Here is a 23132-nt window from a genome sequence, read left to right on the forward strand (position 1 = left end):
TTTGGGCGACTATTTCCGCCCTCCATTCCCGCTTTTTTGCTCCACTACGTTCCGCAAAAAGAGCTCCATTCAGGTCAGGTCGCAGGCATTGCACCCATTCATCGATATTGCTAAAAATAAAAGAATTCATCCATGAAAAAACTACTTTATTTTTCTTTGTTCCTATTTTTTTTATCTTGTAAAACGACGGCTATTTCCGCTGCCGAAGATTTGCACCAACCAACAAAAGCCGTTGATTATTTTGACGCTACACGCGATCGAAAAATTCCAGTCGCCTTTTATTATCAAAAAAGTTTGAACCTGAAGAAAACTCCTGTACTTATTTTTAGTCATGGATATGGCAGGAATAATCCCGACAGCAATTTAGATTATCACTATTTGCTCAGCAATTTAGCACAAAACGGCTATTTTGTAGCCAGTATTCAGCATGAACTGCCAACCGATGATTTGGTTCCAGTTGAAGGGAAGCCGCAAGTGGTACGACGTCCGAACTGGGATCGAGGTGCCGAAAATATAGCGTTTGTGCTTCAACAGTTAAAAATAGATTTTCCATATTTAGATTATCAGAAAGTGGCGATTTCCGGACATTCGAATGGGGGAGATATGAGTGTTTTATTTGCAGAAAAACACCCTGATAAAGTTTGGAAACTGATTACTTTAGATCAGAGAAGATATCCTTTTCCACACCTTTCAAAACCGAAGATTTACTCGCTGCGTTCCAGCGACCAACCTGCCGATGAAGGCGTTTCGCCAACTTTAGTAGAGCAGAAAAAGTTAGGTATGACGATCATTAAACTTCCGAATACCATTCATAACGATATGGATAAAAGCGGAACCTTAGACCAGAAAAAGGAAATTCTAACTTACATTTTAAAATTTCTAGATGAATACTAAAACAAGAGAATTGACAAAATTCATCGCTAAAAGCTTCGTTACCCCAAAATAAATCACGATTTTTGAAAACTTTAAAATAGTACTTATAAATTTAATTTTCAATAATGGAAGACAATATTTTAGACTGTGTGATTGTAGGATCTGGACCAGCTGGGTTTACGGCCGCAATCTACGCTGCTAGAGCTGACTTAAAACCTGAATTATTCACTGGTCTGGAGCCAGGAGGACAACTAACTACAACAACCGAAGTTGATAATTTCCCAGGTTATCCTGATGGAGTTACAGGTCCGCAAATGATGATGGATTTGCAAAAACAAGCCGAAAGATTTGAAACTAAAGTTCATTATGAAATGATCACCAAAGCTGAATTCTCTGAGGAAGTTGGCGGTGTTCATAAGTTATGGGCGGGTAACAGAGAAATATTGGCTAAGTCGGTTATTATTTCAACCGGAGCCACGGCAAAATATTTAGGTCTTGATGATGAGAAAAAATATATGGGTGGTGGAGTTTCTGCTTGTGCAACATGTGACGGATTTTTCTACAAAGGAAAAGATGTAATCGTTGTTGGAGCTGGAGATACCGCGGCAGAAGAAGCAACCTATTTAGCAAAATTGGTCAATAAAGTAACCATCTTGGTACGTAAGGATTACATGCGTGCGTCCAAAGCGATGATTCACCGAGTGAATAATACGGCTAATATCGAAGTGAGATTCAACCATGAATTGATCGGTATTGAAGGAGAAAATAATTTAGTCGAAAGAGGAGTAGTGATCAATAATCTAACTCAGGAAACTTGTACCATCGGCGTTCACGGAATATTTATCGCCATTGGTCACAAACCCAACACAGAAGTATTTGCAGGGCAAATTGATTTGGACGAAAACGGATATATCAATACGATTGCCGGGACCTCAAAAACAAATTTACCAGGTGTTTTTGCTGTAGGTGATGTTCAAGACAGCCATTATCGACAAGCAATCACCGCTGCCGGAAGCGGATGTATGGGCGCCATGGATTCAGAAAAATATCTGGGAGAGTTAGTATAGGCAGAAGAACCAAGTGAAAAGAGCCAAGTAAACAGTAAAAGAAATTTAGTTTTTATCATCCAAACCTTATTTTGATAACTTATTTTCTAATACCTAATACCTAATACCTAACAACCAATCAGAAACCTCATCTACATATTCATAGGAGGCGGATTAGGAAGCGTACTGCGCTTCCTAATTTCGAATTATACCCAAAAGGTTTGGAATGTGAATTCATTTCCGATGGGGACTTTTGTGGTAAATATTATTGGGTGTTTTTTGATAGGCGTTCTTACCTCTTACTTTATCAAGGTTGACAATTCCTTAAAGTTCCTTTTCATTACTGGTTTTTGTGGTGGGTTTACGACCTTCTCCACTTTTTCCGCTGAGAACCTTTCTTTATGGCAAAGTGGAAACTATTCCATCTTGTTAATCTATATTGCTTTGAGTGTATTAGTGGGCTTATTGGCTGTATATCTTGGTTTACAGCTGGTGAAGAATTAATTTTCGCTTTGATAATGAAGCCTTTAAATTTTTTTTCGAAAATAATTTGGTCACTATCGAAAAGGTCTTTATATTTGCACCACTGAAAAAGAGAAATCTATTTTAGTTGGAGAACTGGCAGAGTGGTCGATTGCGGCAGTCTTGAAAACTGTTGACTGTAACAGGTCCTGGGGTTCGAATCCCTAGTTCTCCGCCCAACAATAAGATAACCCGTTGTATTACAGCGGGTTATTTTTTTTGTAAAAAATTATTTTAGGTTTTACCATTTTCACTTCTGTATAATTCTCATTTAATAACGATTTGAGAGTAATTCAATATATAATTAGCGGCTTAATTTATATTTTTTCCAAATTTTCAATTATAATGTAGAAATCCCTCTTAACTACTTTCAATGCAAGCTGCCTTATTGATGATTTGGCGTATTAAGACATTCCTAATTTGAGTTGGATTAAGGAAATGCAGGAGCACCTAGAATCTTCTCTCGAAGATCATGTTAAGTTGCAAACAAATAGTAGCTTTCGAAGAAAATGAATAGTTAAAAGGAAATTATTTTTTAAATCAATTGCAACATTGTATTAATATAGAAATCACTCTTAATTAAACATAGAAATCTTTTAATTCGCTAACCTCAAATATGTTTGTTTTGATAAAAACTTTCTAGAAATCTCCTAACTAATAAAATCTGTTGCTATCCGGAATTTTAGATATCTAAATTTTCAAACGGCAAGTAATGTAGATTAAAGTTGACTGACTTTATTTCTAAGGTAGGATGGACAGGATCGATATCTTCGTTAAAAATATTTAGCAGTGATAATATTTAATTAGTTCATAGATTTTTTAAATATAAAATTGAAAATTATTCATTTATCTTTATCACTACAAAATTTGAGAATTAAAATTGCAGTCTAGCGCACATTGCCAAGAAAAAGATGAAAAAAAACAAAATTATTAAAAGTGATTTGTCTAATATAGCAATTATCGGAAGCGGACCGACCGCGCTGTATTTACTAAAATACATTACAGACAATATCGCCGACCTAAAGAAAGAAATTTCTAACATTACAATATTCGAAAAGGAAGAAATTTTAGGAATGGGAATGCCTTATTATCCCAAAACTACTGATATCTACAATCTTGCAAATATTTCATCCGAGGAAATCCCGATGATTCAAGAGTCCTTCGGAGATTGGCTTCGAAGACAAGAGCCAAATCTGTTGAGGAAACTAAATATTGTTGATTTTCCTATTGATGATTCCGAAGTTTACAGTCGAGTCTCTTTAGGTCATTATTTTGAGGAACAGTTTAAGAAGCTAATAGCCATTCTTGAATTAGAAGGCATTGTAATTTTTCAAAAAGTCAACTGTGAAGTTTCGGATATATCTAAATCTTTGTACGATGAATTGACAATTACCGACTGCAAAGGAGAAAGATACAATTACTCTACGGTCATCATTGCAAACGGTCATGAGTGGAAAGGAGAGGATAAGCCGCAAGCTGGCTATTACGTGTCGCCGTGGCCAATTCATAAATTACTTCCGAAAAAAAATGATTCCTATAATTTTCCGATTGGTACACTTGGCGCATCATTAAGCGCTTTTGATGTCGTAACAAGTTTAGCTCATCGACATGGGAAATTTAGCAAGGTTAATGGCAAGTTATTATTTGAATTACATGAAGCTAATCCAGATTTCAAAATTATATTACACTCTGCCGAAGGTTGGCTGCCTCATCTGCAATATGAGCAGAAAGAGCCTATCAGAGAAATATACCGTCATTTCTCTAGATCTCAATTGTTAGGTATAATTGATGAAGACGGTTTGATGAGCATTGAAAACTATTTTAATGATTTATGCCGACCGGCCTTATTAGAATCTTTCCGAAAAGATCGATTGACTCACGTTGTAGATAAACTACAGGACTTAAAATTCAGTTTTAAAGATCTAGTTGCATTGATGTCAGACAAGCATGATTATGTTAACTCCTTTCAGGGAATGAAGGAAGAAATGATACCCGCGAGGAATTCAATAGAGCATAAAATTCCAATATACTGGATGGAAACTTTGGATGATTTAATGTACAGCCTAAATTATCACGGGGAACTCTTGTCAGCAGAAGATCATCTTTTTTTTCATAAAGAAATCATGTCATTCCTGATGAATGTTATAGCAGCATTACCTTTGCAATCTGCGGAAATTCTATTGGCACTTTATGACGCGAATTGTATTAAACTAAAAGCGGGATTCGTTAGTTTTCCTGAAGATGCTTTCAATGATGGAGTAACAAAAATTATCGTAGAATCGCCGGCCGGTGAGAAAGAAGAATTAACTTATCAACTTTTCGTGAATTGTGGCGGTGGTAAGAAGCTGGAACTAGCTGATTTTCCATTTCAATCATTGGTAGACGAGGGTATAGTTCGGGCAGCATCAGCTCGTTTCAATAATGCAGCAGACTACAAGAGCCAGACTAAATCAGTAGATAAGAGCTCTATATTGTCAACTGATAATGGTCCCGAATTAAAACTTTCAGGTATTCAAATTGATTCTAGTTATCGAACAATAAGCAAGTCGGGAGAGGCTAATAACTTCCTGTACGATATTAATTTCACCCATACTAATGGATTAAGACCCTATTCTTACGGCCTTCAAGCTTGCAGCGCCACAAGTTTAATTTTAGTGGAATCCTGGATAGCACAAATTATAGAGGGAAATGATGTGAGTGAGGAAATTGAAACAATTACTGAATTGTATGAAGATATTGATGGCTTATAAAATTAATTGATCGTTTTAAAAGGCTCCATAATTCTATTTCCTGTTGAGAACTTAGGCTATTATCTGGTGACTCTTTAATAATGATTTAAGCCATCATTTACATTAACTGTTAAACTTAATAATTTTTTATTTTCCGAACACTTTAGATGGGATATCAATAAAATCATGAAACCAGACCAACCACAACAGATTAAAAAGGCTGAGGATAATCATAGAGTAGAACGACCAACTCAAACTGGGTTTTCAAGTCCAGCGACACACTATAATGAACCTAGAATAGATTTGAATTCAGTTCTTGTTCGTAATTCGGAAGCCACATTTTATATCCGCGTTATTGATGATGCGGCGGCAGCCTTGGGAATTGATAGGGAAGATGTTCTCATCGTTGATAAATCTTTAACACCGAAAACTAATCAGTTGGCTGTTGTGATTTTAGACGGTACTTTTCAAATTGTTAGAATGAGTGATGATTTTGAGGACGAGGTAAATATTTGGGGCGTGATCACTTATATTATAAAATCAGTGTTATGATAGCGCTTGTCGATTGCAATAGCTTTTATGCGTCCTGCGAACTGGTTTTCCGGCCTGATTTACGAGGTAAACCAGTAATTGTCCTTAGCAATAACGATGGCTGTGTAATTGCCGCAAATAAAGAAGCAAAGGCTTTGGCTGAGATGCCAATGTTTCAGCCGATTTTTAAGATTAAAAAGTTTCTAGATGACCACCAGGTTACTTATTTTTCCTCCAATTATACCCTTTATAGTGATATGTCTAATAGGGTAATGAACACACTCAGGTTGTTCTCTCCCTTAGTCGAAGAGTATAGCATTGATGAAAGTTTTGTTGATTTATCACATTCTTCAACAACAGCTTTCCATAGTATTGGAACAATAATAAAAAGTACGGTTGAAAAAAACACAGGTATTCCAGTCGGCGTTGGGATTGCAAAAACAAAGTCGTTGGCAAAACTTGCCAATAAATTTGCCAAGAAAATTCCAGAGCATAAGGATGTATATGTTGTGGATACAGAAGAAAAAAGAAAACATTTGCTTCGGAGTTTAAAGGTGAAAGATATTTGGGGCATAGGAAAACAGCATGCTGAGAAATTGCAAAAAAATAACATACAAACTGCCTTAGAGTTTGCGAATATGCCGATGGCTTGGGTTAGAAAAGAAATGACCGTTATTGGTGAGCGACTTTGGAGAGAATTAAATAACGAACCGTGCTTGCATTTAATCGCACTGCCTGAGGCGAAACAAGGAATTGGTACAGCAAAATCCTTTGGTAAAAAGCTTACGGATTATAGTCTGATAGAAGAAGCTTGCAGTTATTATGTGGCAGAAGTAGCAGATTTATTAAGGCAACAAAAAAGCTCCGCTTCGAAGATTGAAGTCTCAATTCAGACTAATTATCAAAATGTACAAGACCATCAATATCAAAATAAAATTATAATCACTTTAGATAGTCCTTCGAACAGTACCATAAAGTTGACTAAAGAAGCTTTGAAAGGACTCAAGCAAATTTATAAACCAGGCTATCGTTATAAAAAAGTAGGCGTCAATTTATTACAGTTGGTTCCTGACAATGAGATTCAAACTAATTTATTTGAAATCAAAAATAAAACTGAAAGTAAAGAAATTACAGATGTAATTGACGCTCTAAATAACAAGTTTGGCAAGAATAAGGTAAAAATTGCGACGGTTGGTAATCGTGAAAAAGAATGGGCGCTAATTAAAGAACATCGCAGTCCGCGGTTTACGACACAGTGGGATGAACTTTTAACAATTGGAAGAAAAAGCTAATCTAAGTGGAGATTAAATCCATATCTCTGTGTACAAAAGCATTTTATGCTTTAATATCGATGTCTATTTGATGGAAAAGGAAGGGAATTCTCCACGAGTAAATTATAAAATCGACTGATTGGAATTGTAATTCAGGACAATTGTTGGGGCGTTCTCCTCATGCAAATCTTGCAACCCATTTCTAGAAAGTCGCATTAAAACTGCGGTACATTCTTCCCTTGGAAGCGGGAAATAGCACGGTGACTGCTCTAAAGAAATTGACATTTACTTGGCGGGATATTATGAATATTAGCGTGGGAAAATATAAGCGTCAATCTTGGTGAGCATCTTAGTATGAATATTACAAAATAGCATCAACGTGCCTTTTATTTGAAATAGAATTAATTCCCCCTTATCTTTTTTCACTAAAAATTTTCAGATTCTAATTTTTCTTAAATAATTTTCAAAATTGTAGTAGAATTACTACAAAGATTTTAATAAAGTGGTTTTATCTTTGAGATATCAAAAGCGTAAGACTTTAGATGAAACAAAAATAATTCAACAATCAAATAACAATTTAAAATTTAGAAATCATGGCAGCAAACAATTCAAGAGGCGTTCTGAAATTCAATGGAGGAGCAGAACAAAAAGTGTTAAAATTAAACTATAGTGTATCAAGATCTACCGACGTTTCCGGACGGGTAGCTTCAGATCCTTCAAATGCTTTAATTAAAATTACCATCGAGGCGACAGAAGATGCGCACGTACTGGAAAGTTTATTAAACGGTAAATACAAACCAACAACTGGTGAAATTACTTTCAATAAATCCCACGAAGAAGGAACTTTGATCAACCTAAAATGGAACAACGGCTACGTAATCCAGCATGAAGTTGATTTCGACGCGATCGATTCAGACAATATGTTGATTTCTTTCGTAGTGAGTGCAGAGAAAATCGACTACGGTACGTCTGCTTATGAAGGAGTTTGGCCTGGTAAATAGAGATAAAATGTAAACATTACTATACATTTTAAAACTACATTAAAAATTCCTGATAGAGGTGCAGTATGCAGATTTTATCGGGAATTTTTTTTTAAAATCCATTTTCATTCATAGTACTTTTCAGGACAAAAGAAATTTAATTTATTAATGTTAAAGCAATCATTTTTTTATTAAAGGATTAACATTTTAATAAAGAATAGTTTTTATGTTTGATAAATCTTTTGATTAAGAACAATTTAAGTGTCTGTTTTTAAGATTAAAGGTTTAATTTTAGTACATCAATTTTTGCGAAAAAAATGGGAAACGTATTAATTAGGTAAAAATTTACCTAATATTTGTTATCAACTATCAACTATCAACTATCAACTATCAACCATCAACCATCAACCATCAACCATCAATCATCATTCACCTAACACCCAATAATTATGGCAAAAACAAACGGAACTTCAGCACCTACTTTCAAGCCTGATAATAGTGCGAAATCGATTTCTGCCAGTCAGGTTTTTGGAATCAACAGACTCGTGAAACTTTTGGTGGTAATCGAAGGAAAAGTCATTTCCCATTACAAACATTTCAATTTAAGCCAACACAGTGGAAAACATCATCGCTTTGAAATCGTTTTAGCGTATGATTCTTTGGGAAATCGCGAGAATCAAAACTTAGAATCCTCCAATGAGTTTTTAGGAAAAAGACTTACCATTGTTCAAAAATATAAAGATATTCCAGACAGTCCAGAGCGAACATTTGTAGGCGTCATCACTGAAGTTGGTTATTTGCAGGATCAAAGTGGACTCGGAAATATTGTGCTTTCAGGTTACAGTCCGACAATCCTATTGGACGCTGCGCCACATACCCAAAGTTTTGGTGGAGCGCAACCCGTGAACATGAGTATCATTGCCAATCAACTGATTAAAGAAGGTATAAATACTGGCAGTTATGATGTTAGAGTAGATGCGAATGATTACTCAGAAATTATCTACAGTTCTCAATACAATGAAACGCATTACAACTATCTGGCAAGAATGGCCGAAGCGTACGGTGAGCAGTTTTATTATGACGGTGAAGTCTTGCATTTTGGCAAATTGCCTGCTCAAAATCAACCGTTATCCCTGATTTATGGCAGCAACGTCAATGATATTAAAATAGAAATAAAAGCAGTTCACACCAAACCTCAGTTTTACGGCTACAACAGCAGTCAGAATGCTAAACTGACTTCGGGTGCAACTCCGGCAAAACATAAAAGTGATCTGGCGAATATTGCTTACAAAAAAAATGATTCTGAAAGCGCAATCTTTAAAACACCAGCTTTACAGATAGCTCCAATTCGTGCGACGACCGATAAAGATGTGGTGAATTCTCAAACAAGCGCAGCAGGAAGTAAAGCTGTGGAAGTATTGCATGTAAGTGGAACCACCACAATCCCATTTTTATATCCAGGTTGTGTAGCAGATCTGGAAATGCGCAAAGAAGACAGCAATCAGACTTCCTATTTTACACGATTAATGATTGTTGAAACTATGCACGATGTCGATACACTCGGACATTACAAAGGCACGTTCAAAGCTATTGCGAGTGATACAGGATTTTTACCAAAACCAGAATTCACAACGCCAATCGCACAACCACAACTAGCCACGGTTATTTCCAACACCGATCCCTCAGGACAAGGCAGAGTAACGGTAAAATTCGACTGGCAATTGCACGACACCACAGATTTTATCCGAATGATGAGTCCGGATGCAGGCGGAACGGATCAGGTTTCTCAGAATAGAGGTTATGTTGCCATCCCAGAAGTTGGTGACCAGGTGATGGTGGGTTTTGTACACAATCATCCTGATAGACCTTTTGTGATGGGTGGAATGTTTCATGGCCAGGTTGGATTGGGAGGTGGAGCGGATAACCGCGTGAAATCTATCCAAACCAGAAGTGGGCACCGCATTGTTTTTACAGAAGATGAAAGCATTATTATAAGTGATAAATCTGGAAATGAAATTCATTTAGATACTACGGGAAGCAACATTAATATTACCGCGCCTGAAACGATGACGCTGAATTGTAAGAATATGAATATTAACGTTGCGGAAAATATGTCGGCTTTCGTAGGAAATAACCAGAGTACAACAGTTGGTCAAAATCAAAGTAATTCTGTAGGTATGAATCAAACAGAAAGCGTGGGAATGATGAAAAATCTTTCAGTTGGTGCTAGTTTTATGACCAATGTTGTAGGTAATTTAATGGAATTTGTAAAAGGAAACAGAGAATCTAAAGCGAAAGAAGTTAAAGAGCAATCAAAGATGCGACAGATTGTTTCGGAAGAAAATAATGATATCCATTCGAAAAAGACGTTCAATAACAATAGCGGTGAAAATTCTAAAATGCATTAAGATATGTCGATTACAAGAATAACAGGAGGAGAGCACAGGACAGAAATCGAAGGAAGCTGGACTGTTTACACTGATGAGTTTGAGGCCTATGCTGGAAACATTAGTCATTTTACTGCTAAAAATGGGACTTTAATCGGCAATCCCGAAAAAGCACCTGAAGATTTGTCAGATAATGCATACCTCCCAGTTATCATCATCAATGAATCTACAGAAGAATACTACGATGTACAAACTTTAAAAAGCACATGGAATTTGAGCAATCTTGTAGAACCTTCTCATAGAAAACCTTTCGTAAAGAATGTGAAATTTAAAACTTTAGATAAAATTATACCAATTAATTTTGATGTAAGAAAAGGAAATCCGACAGCAAATGATTCTGATGGAGGACATATTACGGCAATTTCTTTCAATAGTAAAAATGAAAACCTGGGCAAAGTTATTTTTGAAAATTTAAAATATGATGATCATTTTGTTTTTGAATGGGATAAAACAAAAGATATTGCGCAAGTAGATTTTTACGCTGATGACAATGACTCTTTCTTTGATGGAGGTGTAGAAAATGTGTTTTGTGGAGCTGTGAAATATAAAAAAAGTAGGATATGGGAAATTTGGGAAGCATATCCTAAGGGTGATCAAATCACGCGTGATGAACTTTTTGAAAAAGTAGGAGGCTATTTAAAAAGATGGTATGATGAAATCAAAGCATTACCCAAAAATGATAAAAGGTATATTAGTTTAGATAATACCTGCGCCATGAGAATGAGTTGGGCCCTTAACCATTCTAATAATTTAGTTCCGGAAAAAAATGAAGGTGCATATAAAACCTTCAAAGGAAGAAATAATTTAAATTATTTTATCACCGTTGATAATATTAGAAAATATCTATTGGAGACCATTTCGAAACAGCCAATAAAAGTTGATAGATTAACGGAAAATGAAGTTTTATTTATTGAAACTGAATGTGGCTGGGATGATGCAACAGGACATGTTGACATCATGGTAGATCGTGTTTATGGAACTGATTACCACTTAGAATGTCAAACGGTAGTAGGTTGGACAGATATTGATTAATTACAAAATAAAATATTATGAATTTCAGCAATAAATTATTAATAATAATAATATTTTTCTTCATAATTCTTGGATGTAAAAAAGAAAATACAACTGCCAATATTCACAAAACTATAGATGAGCAAAAACTTGAAATAGATGTAAATTACATAAAAGATATTGACACATCTTCAGTAGGCATTTTAGTTAGAAAAAAGAATAAAACACAGGAGGATAAGTTACTTATTTTAAAAAATACTGCTTTTTGTCTATGTTACAGCAAAGAAGAACAATTTGTTTTACAAGTAAATCCTGATAATTACAATGTAATAGGAGATAATACCATACAGGCCTATGTACAAAATAGTGATATTGAAACACAATTACTTATTAGAAATAAAGAACTGAATAAACTAGTTGACAATTGGCATAAAAAAGTTTACAGAACTAAACCGAAAGAAGAAAAATCTGATCAAAAATCTTTTCTAATTATTATGAAATGTCTCGATTTCTATAATAGTAAAGAACTTAAAGATTACATAGATTCCCTTAGAATTAATAAGACCATTTAAAAATCACTTTAAGGATTGCTTGCTCGCGATTTCAAACGCTAAATTTTCAATTGCACAACCGCAATTAGCCACCGTAATATCCAACACTGATCCGTCAGGGCAAGGACGCGTGACCGTTCGCTTCGATTGGCAAATGCACGACACGACCAATTTTATCCGTATGATGCCTCCAGACGCAGGTGGAACGGATCAGGTGTCACAGAATCGTGGTTATGTTGCAATCCCCGAAGTGGGTGATCAAGTGATGGTCGGATTTGTACACAATCATCCGGATCGTCCTTTCGTCATGGGTGGTATGTTTCATGGACAGGTTGGATTAGGTGGTGGAGCGGATAACCGTGTGAAATCCATTCAAACCAGAAGTGGACATCGAATCGTTTTTACGGAAGACGAAAGCATAATTATCACTGATAAATCCGGAAATGAAATCCATTTAGATACGACGGGAAGTAATATTAATATTACGGCACCAGAGACGATGACGCTGAATTGTAAGAATATGAATATCAATGTAGGGGAAAATATGACCACGAATGTGGGTATGAATGCAAGTGAAATGATTGGAATGAATAATACTCAAATGGTTGGCATGAACACTACCCAAAGTATTGGTGCGATGAAAATGACTTCTGTCTTGGGAGATGCAAGCACATTTATTACTGGAAAATTAATGGAAATTATTGAAGGTGATGTGCATAGTGAGACGAAACAGGGAAAGACTGTAGTCAACTCAGAAGGCGGCATTGAAACTAACTCTAATGCATCTATTAATAGACATGCCCAGGAAGAAGTGCAACATAATAGCGGAGAGAAATCTAAAGCACACTAAAGATGAGTAGGACAAGAATTGTAAAAGGCAAAATCACAGAGATTATTGAAAAAGATTACAATATGTATTCTGAAAGTAACATTGTGGATAATGCAGCAGAAATTATATCTGATAAAGGAGTAGCAAAAGGAGAAAGTTATGGAAATCCTGATAATCCTCCTTCCACTCAGATTAAAGCAAAATGTCTTGTTGAATTTAGACCACATGGAAATTGGAAAGGGGAATTTGGTTTTGATTGGATTAGAACGGGTGATAGCGGTTTGGTAGGTGATAAAAATTGGGTGAAAGATATTTTAGGAAAACATTATACGAACTCGCATCTAAATGTAGTTACAACTGACACAAACAGCTGGACCAATTTTTTTAAAAAATGGCCTTCGATGTTTAATAATCTTATAAATAGTTTTAAAAAATTACAGATTAATTGGAAATCAACAAAAGGAAATCCTTTCTTCTATCATGTTCCAGTAATAGCAATTGTTCATAATGAAAATATTGCAAAACTTAGCTTAAAAATTGAAATTCAAACAGCTCCAAAAAAACTTGAAATTAAGTCCCAAAAAGAAAAAACAGGCTTGATTTTTAATAAGACTGAATTACCAATCAAGAATGGCAAGTATAATCTATATAATTTTTTGACTGTAAAAGCTTCAAAGCCTCTAAAAGAAGATGTATACGTTGATGTTTTAGCAGATAACGAAATTTGTGGTCAATTTAAAATTTTAGCAAACGATACTGCTCATATAAAAAAAATTAATGTGATTATTGTCCCTGTTAAGACTAAGCTAGGAGCAGTTCCAAAAATAGGAAAGATGGTTTCAGATGGCGATTCTTTTTTCAGACAAAATTTAATTCAATCTTTAATAAAGCCTAATATTAGATATTTGATAAAACCTTTAGATGTTTCCACAAATAATACATTTAAAAATAGATATTCTAGGAGTGGCGTTATTTTTAGTGACGATGGTAGTCAAGATGGAAGCTTTATTCCAATATTAGATTATCTTGATGCCGAATTAAATAGAGCCTATCCTGGAAGATATACAAATTTCTATAAATTATACTTTTTATTGGACGCTTATCCTGATCCAATAGATTCAAATTTAGTAACACAAGGTTTTGCAGATAAACTTTTTACGAATCATGTTATATTTTTCTATGATCATGATCGTTCAACAATATCACATGAAACATTGCATGCAATGGGATTACCACATACTTTTGATGGAAAGAAATCAAACTATACATATAAAGCTCAAAAAACTGATAATATCATGGATTACTGTCATTGGTCTACGGATTTGAATGGTAATCCAAGAACACCTGTCGAAGGAAAAATTTTGTTTGGTTGGCAATGGCAAATTGTCAATAACACAATAAAAATCAAATAAACCTATTATGATTAACAAAGTTTTTATTTTAGCAATTATCTTATTTTGTCATGCTTGTTCGGGGCAGAATGAAAAAAAAATTAATACAGTAACAAAAAGTGAAAAAATGAGAAAATTTGATATTGAAAATTTTAAAAAAAAATGGAATAAAGGAGGTGCTTTCTTTTTATTACCTGATGGTAGTAAAGTTGAACAATATGAGTCAGATAATGGTTTTGATGAATATATTAAAAAACCTGCACCAAGTTTTCTTTCAGAATATAATACTTATTATAAAGAAGGTAATTTAAAATCATCTACAACGACCTTTTCAAACGTAGCTCTTGGAAAATATATTGAATACGACAAAAATCAAAAAATTATTAGTGAAAAAAACGAAGATGCGAAGTTTAAAAAAATAAAGTATACTGATATTCTTGATTTTTTGGAAAAAAAGCATCATTTGGATTTAAAAACAGGTAAAGGTTGGTATTTGGATAATGGAGAATCCGCAATTGAAGTAAATTTTAATGAAACTAATTCTTTGTGGACAATTCGTTCTGCTAAAGGTATTGTTACACACTCAAAAAGTAGTCCCTCAGGACAAGGTCTAAAAGCAAATTTCTACTATGAAATTGATGGAAATTCTGGAAAAGTCTTGAAAGATTAACAAAATTTGAATCCTTTAAAAAGGTAATTTTAGGTATATAAATACACTAACAAATTTAAATATTTAAAATCTCTATGTCGTAATCCTAAAAGTTGGTGATCAAGTGATGGTTGGTTTTGTGCACAATCATCCTGACCGGCCTTTTGTGATGGGTGGAATGTTTCACGGACAGGTTGGATTGGTGGTGGAGCGGATAACCGTGTGAATCTATTCAAACCAGAAGCGGACACCGTATTGTTTTCACAGAAGATGAAAGCATCATTATCACCGACAAATCTGGAAACGAAATTCATTTAGATACGACAGGAAGTAATATTAATATTACGGCACCGGAAACGATGACGCTGAATTGCAAGAATATGAATATTAATGTGGGAGAAAATATGACTACTAATGTTGGAATGAATTCAAGTGAAATGATACGCATGAAAAATACTCAAACAGTAGGCATGAATGCGACTCAAAGTATTGGTGCGATGAAGATGACATCTGTTTTGGGAGATGCAAGTATGTTTATCACTGGAAAATTGATGGAGATTATTGAAGGTGATGTGCATAGTGAGACGAAGCAGGGAAAGACTACGGTTAATTCTGACAAAGGGATTGAAACGAGTTCACAATCATCGATCAATAGACATGCCCAGGAAGAAGTGCAACATAATAGTGGAGAGAATCTAAAAACTATTAATTTTTTCACAGATGAGCAGGACAAGAATAGTAAAAGGAAAAATTACGGAGATTATCGGGAAAGATTACAACATCTATTCTGAAAGTAGCATTGTTGATAATGCAGCAGAGATCATCTCGGATAAGGGAGTAAAAAAAGGAGAAAGTTATGGTAGTCCTGAAAACCCACCCACCACAACAAAATTAATAGATACAATAGTTGAATTTAGAACTAAACAAGATGGGAGTTACAAGGTCAATTTGGTTTTGATTGGCTTCGTATAGACGATAATCATTTTACTGCAGAATATGCATATTTCGATTGTTTAGAAAATGGTTATGAAGCACCAAATGGGAAGGCACCTCATAGAGATGACAATACAGAATATGAATCTAAAGCTGAAGCATTCAAAGCTTTAGAAAAAGAATATTTACAATTACCCATAAATAGAACAGCTACACCATCAATTGCTAAATATTATGTTCCGTGGCTTAATCTCTATCCGGAATCGTTGAGTGCCGCATCTACTTCCACAGTTAAACCGCCTTTTGAAGCCGAATTACGTATTCTAGTTGATGTGCAGAATGAAGAACCAGATCAAATCAGAATTATTTTCGACAAAAATAACTTCACAATTGATGGTAAAGATGGCACAGATGCAAGTCCTGTATTAATTACAGACAAGGCAATTGGAGCAAAAAGAGGTACAGGACAAACAATTGTAATTAAATGCATTCATGAATTTTCTAAGAGACAGGAAATTTTGCTGTACGATTATCCAAAAGATTCTTTATCGAAACCATTACCAGAACAGTTGACTTTAAGAAAAATAGTGGGGAAAATAGTTTTAGAACCCAATAATAATTCACCAAAATCTGCTAAAACTGCAGCGGTTAAAAACAGAAAAGAATTGAAAGTGGTGTTGGTGAGAGTGCAGACAGAAATTATTACTGGTTTTGAAAATATTGGCTCGTTCAATATTGGCGACGAAATGGAGACCTTGCATAATGGATCGTATCAAAGCTTAATTGGGACGGAAATTATTGATAAAGATTCATCTGGAAATGATTATATTATAAATGTGAGAAATAATATTAATTTTAAGCAGAAATATAATCAAATAGGTGTAGCTATCGGATCAACTTATATTACAACAGATAATAAAATAAAAGCCAATGCACATAATGCCCTGAAAACTTTATTTAATACACAGACTCATAATGCCTTCGCCAATAATTTGTTTATGTTTTCTTTTGATGAACCAGGTGACAGGTTTTTAGGAGTTACAGAAGGCATTGGCAAGAAAAGTTTAATTCTGGTCAAAGCAAGAAACAACAGAACCATGCCTCATGAAGCATTGCATTGTTTAGGGTTATACCACACGCACAGAGATGCCGCAATTGTCTATTTAAATAATCTAACTCCTGTTTCATCCACTGTTTTTAATGAAGATTATCGTAATAATAATAACTGCATATATGTGGGAACAGATAATAGTTTGTGGATGTTTAACGGAACATCATATGTTATCTATGTCTTTCATGAAGATATGAAACCAGCTAAAAAATTTGTTTATCACCACGCTCATTTAGCATCTCTTTTAGCTACGGATAATTTAATGAGTTATAATGGGATTTTACGGAAAAACACTTGGCATTGGCAATGGAAAATTTTTCAAAAAGAATGTATAAAATGAAAAAATTATTTTTAATACTCCTTTTAAGCATAATTTTTAATGATTGCGGAGGACAAGAGAAAAAGCTAAGTGATAATTTAATACAAAAATCAATGAAAATATTTGATATACAGAAATTTAGAGAAAATAATCCAAACGAAAATGTTAAAGAATATAACTCAGAAAATAACGACGAAATTCAACAATTTAAAGGGGGAATTAATAATAATGGATTTATAGAAAACTAAGAAAGAAAAATTCGCCTATTGAAATTTATTCTGAATTCTATAATAATCTATCATTAAAAACAACTACAAGACTGTTTTACCTTTTCCCCATCGGTAATACGAAAGAATATGACCCAAATGGTAATTTGATAAATGAAACAAATAACGATGAAAAATATTCTTTCAGCGTTGAACAACTTTGTGAACTTATCAAAGAAGAATATGGTGTGGATTTAATGGTAAGATCCAATCCTAATAAAGATGAATTACTATATACTGTAAGCAGACAGTATATAACCAATTTAGGAAAGAACTGCTATATAGTAACTTTTTATAGTGAGTTACCTGACGAAGGTGAGTTTTATGCAAGAAAAAATGTCTATGTAGATGGTACATCAGGAAAAATATTAGCAGAAGAACCAATATTTATAACTTTAAAAGGGGGCAATAAAATACCAAAATCTAAAACATCATTTCCGCAGAAAAAGTGATTAAATGAAAGCTATTTTCTTATTATTTGTTTTTATATGTGGGCTTGTTTTTTGTAAGTCGCAACATAATAATGTCATCTTAAAAAATGTAACAACTGAACATTTAAAAATAGGAGATCAAAAAAAGGAAATTACAAAAATGAGCGTGGAGATTTTGTACAGCAATTTAAAACAAACAATACAGGTAAGGATTATCTGCAAAATATTAGTTCTAACACAAGTCCGGTTGAAGTTTTGAAATAATTTCATCAAAATTGGTTGTATTAATTTAGAGTCTAGTTAGAGTTAAGCACATAAGCCTAATAAAGTCAATCTATTTTGCATCAAAACAGCGTTATGGAAACCCAATAAATACTTTTGAATTGAATTTTTTGCGATTAGAAATATCCAGGATAACTATTGCCAAATATTTGCCTATCCAACTCTTTTTGCTAACAATGGTACCATCTAAAAATATTCCTAGCTTTTTCCCGACCTACTTCTCCAGTGTAAATTCCTTTCTTTGAACTTTTGTTTTGCTGCAGACCAAATTAAATTCTTCGATGGAGTCAAATTTCAACTGCTCGATAATTTTATATTCATAAAAGACTTTGAAGGAATCGCTCTTAAAAACCCACGGGTCGACCGAGATCACATCTTCGCTTTTATAATAGGTTTGATTCATATCTCCATCAGGACTTTCAGATATTTCCATTTTTCGTCCTTCGGGTTGAATTTGATCCATGCAGATCAGGAGTGAAAAGGCGTCGCACCATTCTACAAATCGATATAAACGATCTGCATATTTCTTATCAATATTTAAATGTTTGAGGATTTCCGTCCTGTTTTTGGCTTGATCTTTTAAGAAAGTATCCAAAGATTTATCCTGATTCTTATCAAAATCCTCGAAGATGAAGTTGATGTGCATGGAGGTTAATAAAGCATTTAATTGACTCTTCGAGGTGGCAATTTCCATCACGGATTGTTTCTGCTTAACGCTGGTTTTTTTAGGGTCGTCTCCAACCGTAAAATCTCTGGGTGCGCCCATTTCTGTCAAATTCTTATCTTGTAGTGTTTCTGCAGCACCGTCATCATGTTCTGCAATAGCAATCAAAGTTGGAACCATGATTTCATTCGGAAGATCGATTTTATATTGATAAGCGATCATAGCAGCAAGAAGGCCATGAGAGCGCTGAGTGATGATCTTCCAACCTTTTTCGTGAGACTTAACAATCATATTTTTACGAGGTTTAAATTACTTTATTTCATGACAAACGTAGATTTTTGACTATCAAATAGTTGACCAATTTATAAAATTTCAAAGTGTGTTTTTTTTGACTTCAATCGCGTAATATTAAAAAAGTCTTTTAAGATTGAGCCATAATCGTTATCATCCAAACTCCTATCGTTTGCTTATATCGCATTTTTTAAAACCATTTTTAAGCTGGTTTGATATTCGGAATATTAAACTTTATATCTCAATTAAATGGAGAGAAACGTACCGGAAGTTATTTTATAAATTAGATGAATATCTTAATATTTAAAAAGTTTTAAAATTTAAAATATTCTTTAGAAAAACAAATTGAATTTCTAAAAGGCTAGAACATTATAAAAGGATTCCCTAATTTTATAAAAAAATAAAATGCTGGTTTTCCAAGTTAATTCGATTCCACTAAAAGACGTCATTATCAGTTTGGCTGAATCTTTTGAGGTGAAATATCAACATCGGTGCGGCGAGTATTTCGTATCTATTCCGAAACATATTGGAGAGGGTGAAATTAGAGGGATTAATTTTGAGAACGGTCTTGGTTTAATTATTTATAAAGCAAAATTCAAAGAGGACATTCGCCTGGAGTTTACTTTAGATGAGGTTCACCCCGCAAAGTTTCTGTATTCTCTTCAAGGTTCTGTTTCTCATGAATTTGCCAACAATCCTAAAAAGAATTCAATTGAAGAGTTTAGATGTGCCATCGTCGCCAGCGAACGTAATAATGGTCATATTATTCAGTTTGAAAAAAACATTCTGCACGAAGTCGTCAGTGTAGAGATTGACCGCAGTGTTTTTAGTGTAAAAGAGAACTGCGAACTTGCCGCGTGGACGTCAGAACTTAAAAATGTTATTACGGACGTGAAAGGCATCAACCAGTTTTATCACGTAGACAATTGTGGCATTTTTTATAAAAATATCTTACAGAATATCGATGATTATAAAGATTTGCTCATTGCCCATAAGGTTAATCTCCAGGCGATTACGCTAGAAATGTTTGTTCAGCAAGTTGTTCAGTTTGATGATGACAGCTTAACAACAGAAGATCGAAGTATTCTGAGAATTCAAGAACTGAAACGTGTTGAAGAAGCCGGCAATTATATCCGAGAAAACATCAACGGTGATCTCTCCGTAAAAAATATTTCACGCACGACAGGATTAAATCCGAATAAATTACAAAATGGATTTAGGTATTTGTTTTCTACAACTTTAAATGAATATGTGACCGACACTCGACTTGAGCAAGCCAGAATACTCCTGCAAAATGACGAATATAATGTCAATGCAGTAGTCGCTGCGATTGGTTTGGAAAGCAGCAGTTATTTTTCTAAAATTTTCAAGAAAAAGTATGGCATCACTCCGAAGCAATATAAAAAAGTGAATTTCTAAAGGTCCATTTTTTATTAAATAATCGCTATCCAATTATTTTTTAGCCCAATCAACTTATCGGGTATTGTCTAAGCAATATTCTTTGTAAATTTATTCATCTTCAAAAAACTGATCTTGATTTACAAAATACCTTCTGAATATTCTCCCTTAGCAGACGCTGTAAAAGAATCCATTCCGCATGCCTTGAAAGAAGCATCTGAAACCGATTCACCAAACTCGTTTCCTGAAAAAACTTTGCAAATTTTAAAAAATTCAAATCTGCTGACGGCCTGTATTTCATCTGATTTTGGGGGTAAGAATTTAGGCTTAAAAGTAGAATCTAACCACGCTTTGCTCACCATTTTAAAATTAATAGGGTCTGGAAATTTAGTGGTTGGTCGAATTATCGAAGGTCATTTTAATGCGCAGTTTCTCATTGATCGATTCGGCACTTTGGAACAGAAGAAAAGATTCGCAAAGGACAGTTTCGACGGAAAGTTATTTGGAGTCTGGAACACGCAGGCTGAAGATGGAGTTACCTTGAAATTTGAAAAAGGCCGTTATTTTTTAAATGGTTCGAAAACTTTTGCGACCGGTAGCGATTATGTTTTCCGACCGATTGTTACGGCGGCTCAAAAAAAAGGATCGTGGCAAATGTGCGTCGTCAATCTTGATGAAGTTGCTGTGCAAACTCATTCTGACTGGTGGAATCCCATGGGTATGAAAGCAACCCGAAGTTATAAAGTGACTTTCAAAAACACTCCAATTCCCGCAGATAATTTGGTAGGGAAAAATGGCGATTATTATGAACAACCGATGTTTAGTGGTGGTTCAGTTCGTTTTTCGGCGGTTCAGTTGGGTGCCGCGGAAACGCTATTAGCGGAGACCATTCTTTATCTGCAAAAATTGAAAAGAACTGAAGATCATTTTCAAAAAGTGAGAATTGGACAAATGAGAATTCTGATCAATTCAGGAAATCATTGGCTAAAATCGGCCGCAGATTATATGGATCTTTTTATGGGCGACCCTTCTGCTAAAAATTCTGCCTTACTTTTAGATCAGAGCAATATGGTTAGAACTGCTATTGATGAAATTTGCACCGAAATAATGATACTTTGTCAGCAATGTATTGGCGCAAGAGGACTCAATAAACCTCATCATTTCGAAAGAATTATACGAGATTTAACGACGTATTTGCGCCAGCCTGCACCAGATCACTGCCTGTTAGAAGTCGGAAGATTTGCACTGGGAGATCAACCTCAGGAGCAACGTTCCTTAATAAAAATTTTAAAAAAATGGATGAATTTAAAATAGAAAATATTCCGTTAGCGCCGGAACATTGTGTGATGGGATTGGGCACCACCTTAATAGTAGCGCCGCATGCAGATGATGAAAGTCTGGCTTGCGGTGGCGTTATTTCTTTATTGCGAAAATACAATCAAACCGTTTATATCCTGCTGCTCAGTGACGGAACGCTTTCACATCCCAACAGCCTAGAATATCCGTCCGAAAAATTGAGAAATCTTCGGGAGAATGAATTGATGACCGCTGCCCGAGCGTTAGGTGTTCCCGTTGAAAATATTATTTTTTGTAGGTATAAAGATCGCCACGTACCAGGACTTCAAAATCCTGATTTTAACGAAGCGGTTTCGAATATGAATAAGATCATTAGTATTATCAGTCCTCAAAGTATTTTTGTGCCCTGGCGAAAGGATCCGCATCCTGATCATATCGCCGCTTCTGAATTATTTAAAAATTCGAAGATAGGTGGTGCGAAAATTTATCAATATGCGGTTTGGCTCGAACAAATAGGATCTGTCGAAGATTTCCCATCCGCAGATGAAACCATTCCTTTTAAATTAGATATTTCCAGTGTTTTAGCTAAAAAGCAAACCGCCATTTCCGCGCATCAATCTCAGATTTCAGATTTGATTAATGATGACCCAGAAGGATTTAAGCTGTCTTCAGAAATGTTGGACCATTTTAAGAAACCCTACGAACTATTTTATATTTCAAAATAATGGAAAAAAAAGAAACCCTAAAAGCTGATTATTTCGCTGATGTGTATGCCGCAAACGATGATCCCTGGAATTTCGAAACCAGTGCTTATGAAGCCCAGAAATACAGTGCTACCCTACAGGCTTTACCCAGAAACCAGTACAGGAATGCTTTGGAAATCGGTTGTTCCATCGGTGTTCTCACTAAAATGCTGGCGGAGAAATGCCACCATCTTTTAGCGACTGATATTTCAGAAAAGGCATTAGATTTTGCGAAAATAAAATGTAAAGATTTAGAGAACGTCAACTTTCAATTACTCCATTTTCCTGATGAACTTCCCAATGATCAATTTAATTTAATCCTGATTTCAGAAGTTGCTTATTATTTATCAGCAGAAGACTGGAAAAAAGCCATTCATAAAATGTATGAGATGTTACCAGAGAAAGGAGAAATAGTGCTGGTTCATTGGCTTCCTGTTGTTCCCGATTATCCACAAACTGGCAATCAAGTTCATTATGCTTTTAGAAAAGAAATGGAGTCGAAAATGGAAAATGTATTTAAAACCAGAACAGATCAATACCGGATCGATGTGTGGAGAAAATTTTAAAG

The 23132-nt window shown here is 34.7% G+C and carries 24 protein-coding genes and 1 tRNA gene; 23 read left to right on the forward strand and 2 right to left on the reverse strand.

Annotation, left to right across the window (positions count from 1 at the left end; all coding sequences use genetic code 11):
- Positions 1 to 132: 132 nt before the first annotated feature.
- From BMX49_RS07270 to BMX49_RS07295, 7 genes are all read left to right on the forward strand, one after another.
- On the forward strand, positions 133 to 894 hold the full coding sequence (locus BMX49_RS07270) for an alpha/beta hydrolase family protein (protein ID WP_034716383.1): 762 nt from the start codon (positions 133 to 135) through the stop codon (positions 892 to 894).
- A 104-nt stretch (positions 895 to 998) separates the two neighbouring features.
- Complete coding sequence (gene trxB, locus BMX49_RS07275) at positions 999 to 1940, forward strand: thioredoxin-disulfide reductase (protein ID WP_034716381.1); 942 nt, start codon at positions 999 to 1001, stop codon at positions 1938 to 1940.
- Positions 1941 to 2081: 141 nt separating this feature from the next.
- On the forward strand, positions 2082 to 2423 hold the full coding sequence (gene crcB, locus BMX49_RS07280) for a fluoride efflux transporter CrcB (RefSeq protein ID WP_260242694.1): 342 nt from the start codon (positions 2082 to 2084) through the stop codon (positions 2421 to 2423).
- Positions 2424 to 2531: 108 nt separating this feature from the next.
- Positions 2532 to 2616 (forward strand) — tRNA-Ser (locus BMX49_RS14690).
- Positions 2617 to 3352: 736 nt separating this feature from the next.
- Positions 3353 to 5191 carry an FAD/NAD(P)-binding protein gene (locus tag BMX49_RS07285; protein ID WP_051803532.1) on the forward strand — a complete coding sequence of 613 codons (1839 nt, stop codon included), beginning with the start codon at positions 3353 to 3355 and terminating at the stop codon, positions 5189 to 5191.
- 165 nt (positions 5192 to 5356) lie between these two features.
- Positions 5357 to 5722 (forward strand): S24 family peptidase, encoded by a 366-nt coding sequence (locus BMX49_RS07290; RefSeq protein ID WP_034716379.1) that lies wholly within the window; start codon positions 5357 to 5359, stop codon positions 5720 to 5722.
- Positions 5683 to 6993 (forward strand): Y-family DNA polymerase, encoded by a 1311-nt coding sequence (locus tag BMX49_RS07295; RefSeq protein ID WP_246005113.1) that lies wholly within the window; start codon positions 5683 to 5685, stop codon positions 6991 to 6993. The genes BMX49_RS07290 and BMX49_RS07295 overlap by 40 nt, the downstream gene beginning before the upstream one ends.
- 102 nt (positions 6994 to 7095) lie before the next feature.
- Here the strand turns inward: BMX49_RS07295 and BMX49_RS14695 are convergent, their stop codons facing one another.
- On the reverse strand, positions 7096 to 7257 hold the full coding sequence (locus BMX49_RS14695) for a hypothetical protein (RefSeq protein WP_156030663.1): 162 nt from the start codon (positions 7255 to 7257) through the stop codon (positions 7096 to 7098).
- Between the two features lie 308 nt (positions 7258 to 7565).
- Here BMX49_RS14695 and tssD point away from each other — a divergent pair, with 308 nt between their 5' ends.
- The 12 genes from tssD (at position 7566) to BMX49_RS07350 (ending at position 17911) form a co-directional block, all read left to right on the forward strand.
- On the forward strand, positions 7566 to 7973 hold the full coding sequence (gene tssD, locus BMX49_RS07300; protein ID WP_034716375.1) for a type VI secretion system tube protein TssD: 408 nt from the start codon (positions 7566 to 7568) through the stop codon (positions 7971 to 7973).
- A 428-nt stretch (positions 7974 to 8401) separates the two neighbouring features.
- On the forward strand, positions 8402 to 10360 hold the full coding sequence (locus tag BMX49_RS07305; RefSeq protein ID WP_034716372.1) for a type VI secretion system Vgr family protein: 1959 nt from the start codon (positions 8402 to 8404) through the stop codon (positions 10358 to 10360).
- Between the two features lie 3 nt (positions 10361 to 10363).
- On the forward strand, positions 10364 to 11431 hold the full coding sequence (locus tag BMX49_RS07310; RefSeq protein WP_034716369.1) for a T6SS effector amidase Tae4 family protein: 1068 nt from the start codon (positions 10364 to 10366) through the stop codon (positions 11429 to 11431).
- A 17-nt stretch (positions 11432 to 11448) separates the two neighbouring features.
- On the forward strand, positions 11449 to 11982 hold the full coding sequence (locus tag BMX49_RS07315; RefSeq protein ID WP_034716366.1) for a T6SS amidase immunity protein Tai4 family protein: 534 nt from the start codon (positions 11449 to 11451) through the stop codon (positions 11980 to 11982).
- 19 nt (positions 11983 to 12001) lie between these two features.
- Complete coding sequence (locus BMX49_RS07320; protein WP_311316290.1) at positions 12002 to 12811, forward strand: phage baseplate assembly protein V; 810 nt, start codon at positions 12002 to 12004, stop codon at positions 12809 to 12811.
- A 2-nt stretch (positions 12812 to 12813) separates the two neighbouring features.
- Positions 12814 to 14202 carry a zinc metalloprotease gene (locus BMX49_RS07325; RefSeq protein WP_034716363.1) on the forward strand — a complete coding sequence of 463 codons (1389 nt, stop codon included), beginning with the start codon at positions 12814 to 12816 and terminating at the stop codon, positions 14200 to 14202.
- Positions 14203 to 14209: 7 nt separating this feature from the next.
- Positions 14210 to 14851, forward strand: a complete 642-nt coding sequence (locus BMX49_RS07330) for a hypothetical protein (RefSeq protein ID WP_051803530.1) — start codon at positions 14210 to 14212, stop codon at positions 14849 to 14851.
- A gap of 106 nt (positions 14852 to 14957) precedes the next feature.
- Complete coding sequence (locus BMX49_RS14860) at positions 14958 to 15056, forward strand: hypothetical protein (protein ID WP_246005114.1); 99 nt, start codon at positions 14958 to 14960, stop codon at positions 15054 to 15056.
- 133 nt (positions 15057 to 15189) lie between these two features.
- On the forward strand, positions 15190 to 15621 hold the full coding sequence (locus BMX49_RS14700; protein ID WP_177169188.1) for a hypothetical protein: 432 nt from the start codon (positions 15190 to 15192) through the stop codon (positions 15619 to 15621).
- Between the two features lie 408 nt (positions 15622 to 16029).
- A complete protein-coding gene (locus BMX49_RS07340; RefSeq protein ID WP_034716358.1) occupies positions 16030 to 17214 on the forward strand; it encodes a hypothetical protein in 1185 nt (394 codons plus the stop codon).
- Positions 17211 to 17441 (forward strand): hypothetical protein, encoded by a 231-nt coding sequence (locus BMX49_RS07345; protein WP_126337072.1) that lies wholly within the window; start codon positions 17211 to 17213, stop codon positions 17439 to 17441. Before BMX49_RS07340 ends, BMX49_RS07345 begins: the two co-directional genes overlap by 4 nt.
- A 125-nt stretch (positions 17442 to 17566) precedes the next feature.
- On the forward strand, positions 17567 to 17911 hold the full coding sequence (locus BMX49_RS07350) for a hypothetical protein (RefSeq protein ID WP_126337074.1): 345 nt from the start codon (positions 17567 to 17569) through the stop codon (positions 17909 to 17911).
- Positions 17912 to 18386: 475 nt separating this feature from the next.
- Here the strand turns inward: BMX49_RS07350 and BMX49_RS07360 are convergent, their stop codons facing one another.
- A complete protein-coding gene (locus BMX49_RS07360) occupies positions 18387 to 19127 on the reverse strand; it encodes a DUF3891 family protein (protein ID WP_051803526.1) in 741 nt (246 codons plus the stop codon).
- 405 nt (positions 19128 to 19532) lie between these two features.
- Between BMX49_RS07360 and BMX49_RS07365 the strand changes: the two genes are divergently transcribed.
- From BMX49_RS07365 to BMX49_RS07380, 4 genes are all read left to right on the forward strand, one after another.
- Positions 19533 to 20546: a helix-turn-helix transcriptional regulator gene (locus BMX49_RS07365; protein ID WP_034716350.1), complete on the forward strand. Its 1014-nt coding sequence runs from the start codon at positions 19533 to 19535 to the stop codon at positions 20544 to 20546.
- Between the two features lie 114 nt (positions 20547 to 20660).
- Positions 20661 to 21839, forward strand: coding sequence for an acyl-CoA dehydrogenase family protein (locus BMX49_RS07370; RefSeq protein ID WP_051803523.1), 1179 nt, complete (start codon positions 20661 to 20663; stop codon positions 21837 to 21839).
- Complete coding sequence (locus tag BMX49_RS07375) at positions 21821 to 22546, forward strand: PIG-L deacetylase family protein (RefSeq protein ID WP_051803521.1); 726 nt, start codon at positions 21821 to 21823, stop codon at positions 22544 to 22546. The genes BMX49_RS07370 and BMX49_RS07375 overlap by 19 nt, the downstream gene beginning before the upstream one ends.
- Entirely contained in the window at positions 22546 to 23130 is a 585-nt protein-coding gene (locus tag BMX49_RS07380) for a class I SAM-dependent DNA methyltransferase (protein ID WP_034716347.1), read from the forward strand. Before BMX49_RS07375 ends, BMX49_RS07380 begins: the two co-directional genes overlap by 1 nt.
- The last annotated feature ends 2 nt before the right edge of the window (positions 23131 to 23132 follow it).

The sequence above is a fragment of the Kaistella antarctica genome (assembly GCF_900109615.1).
Lineage (GTDB): Bacteria > Bacteroidota > Bacteroidia > Flavobacteriales > Weeksellaceae > Kaistella > Kaistella antarctica.

Coding starts and splice junctions, on each gene's coding strand:
- BMX49_RS07375 (WP_051803521.1), top strand. CDS start 21,821: ATGGATGAATTTAAAATAGAAAATATTCCGTTAGCGCCGGAACATTGT.
- BMX49_RS07330 (WP_051803530.1), top strand. CDS start 14,210: ATGATTAACAAAGTTTTTATTTTAGCAATTATCTTATTTTGTCATGCT.
- BMX49_RS14700 (WP_177169188.1), top strand. CDS start 15,190: ATGACGCTGAATTGCAAGAATATGAATATTAATGTGGGAGAAAATATG.
- BMX49_RS07285 (WP_051803532.1), top strand. CDS start 3,353: ATGAAAAAAAACAAAATTATTAAAAGTGATTTGTCTAATATAGCAATT.
- BMX49_RS07315 (WP_034716366.1), top strand. CDS start 11,449: ATGAATTTCAGCAATAAATTATTAATAATAATAATATTTTTCTTCATA.
- BMX49_RS07380 (WP_034716347.1), top strand. CDS start 22,546: ATGGAAAAAAAAGAAACCCTAAAAGCTGATTATTTCGCTGATGTGTAT.
- BMX49_RS07360 (WP_051803526.1), bottom strand. CDS start 19,127: ATGATTGTTAAGTCTCACGAAAAAGGTTGGAAGATCATCACTCAGCGC.
- BMX49_RS07290 (WP_034716379.1), top strand. CDS start 5,357: ATGAAACCAGACCAACCACAACAGATTAAAAAGGCTGAGGATAATCAT.
- BMX49_RS07365 (WP_034716350.1), top strand. CDS start 19,533: ATGCTGGTTTTCCAAGTTAATTCGATTCCACTAAAAGACGTCATTATC.
- trxB (WP_034716381.1), top strand. CDS start 999: ATGGAAGACAATATTTTAGACTGTGTGATTGTAGGATCTGGACCAGCT.
- BMX49_RS07310 (WP_034716369.1), top strand. CDS start 10,364: ATGTCGATTACAAGAATAACAGGAGGAGAGCACAGGACAGAAATCGAA.
- BMX49_RS07305 (WP_034716372.1), top strand. CDS start 8,402: ATGGCAAAAACAAACGGAACTTCAGCACCTACTTTCAAGCCTGATAAT.
- tssD (WP_034716375.1), top strand. CDS start 7,566: ATGGCAGCAAACAATTCAAGAGGCGTTCTGAAATTCAATGGAGGAGCA.
- BMX49_RS07345 (WP_126337072.1), top strand. CDS start 17,211: ATGAAAAAATTATTTTTAATACTCCTTTTAAGCATAATTTTTAATGAT.
- BMX49_RS07270 (WP_034716383.1), top strand. CDS start 133: ATGAAAAAACTACTTTATTTTTCTTTGTTCCTATTTTTTTTATCTTGT.
- BMX49_RS14695 (WP_156030663.1), bottom strand. CDS start 7,257: ATGTCAATTTCTTTAGAGCAGTCACCGTGCTATTTCCCGCTTCCAAGG.
- BMX49_RS14860 (WP_246005114.1), top strand. CDS start 14,958: ATGGTTGGTTTTGTGCACAATCATCCTGACCGGCCTTTTGTGATGGGT.
- BMX49_RS07325 (WP_034716363.1), top strand. CDS start 12,814: ATGAGTAGGACAAGAATTGTAAAAGGCAAAATCACAGAGATTATTGAA.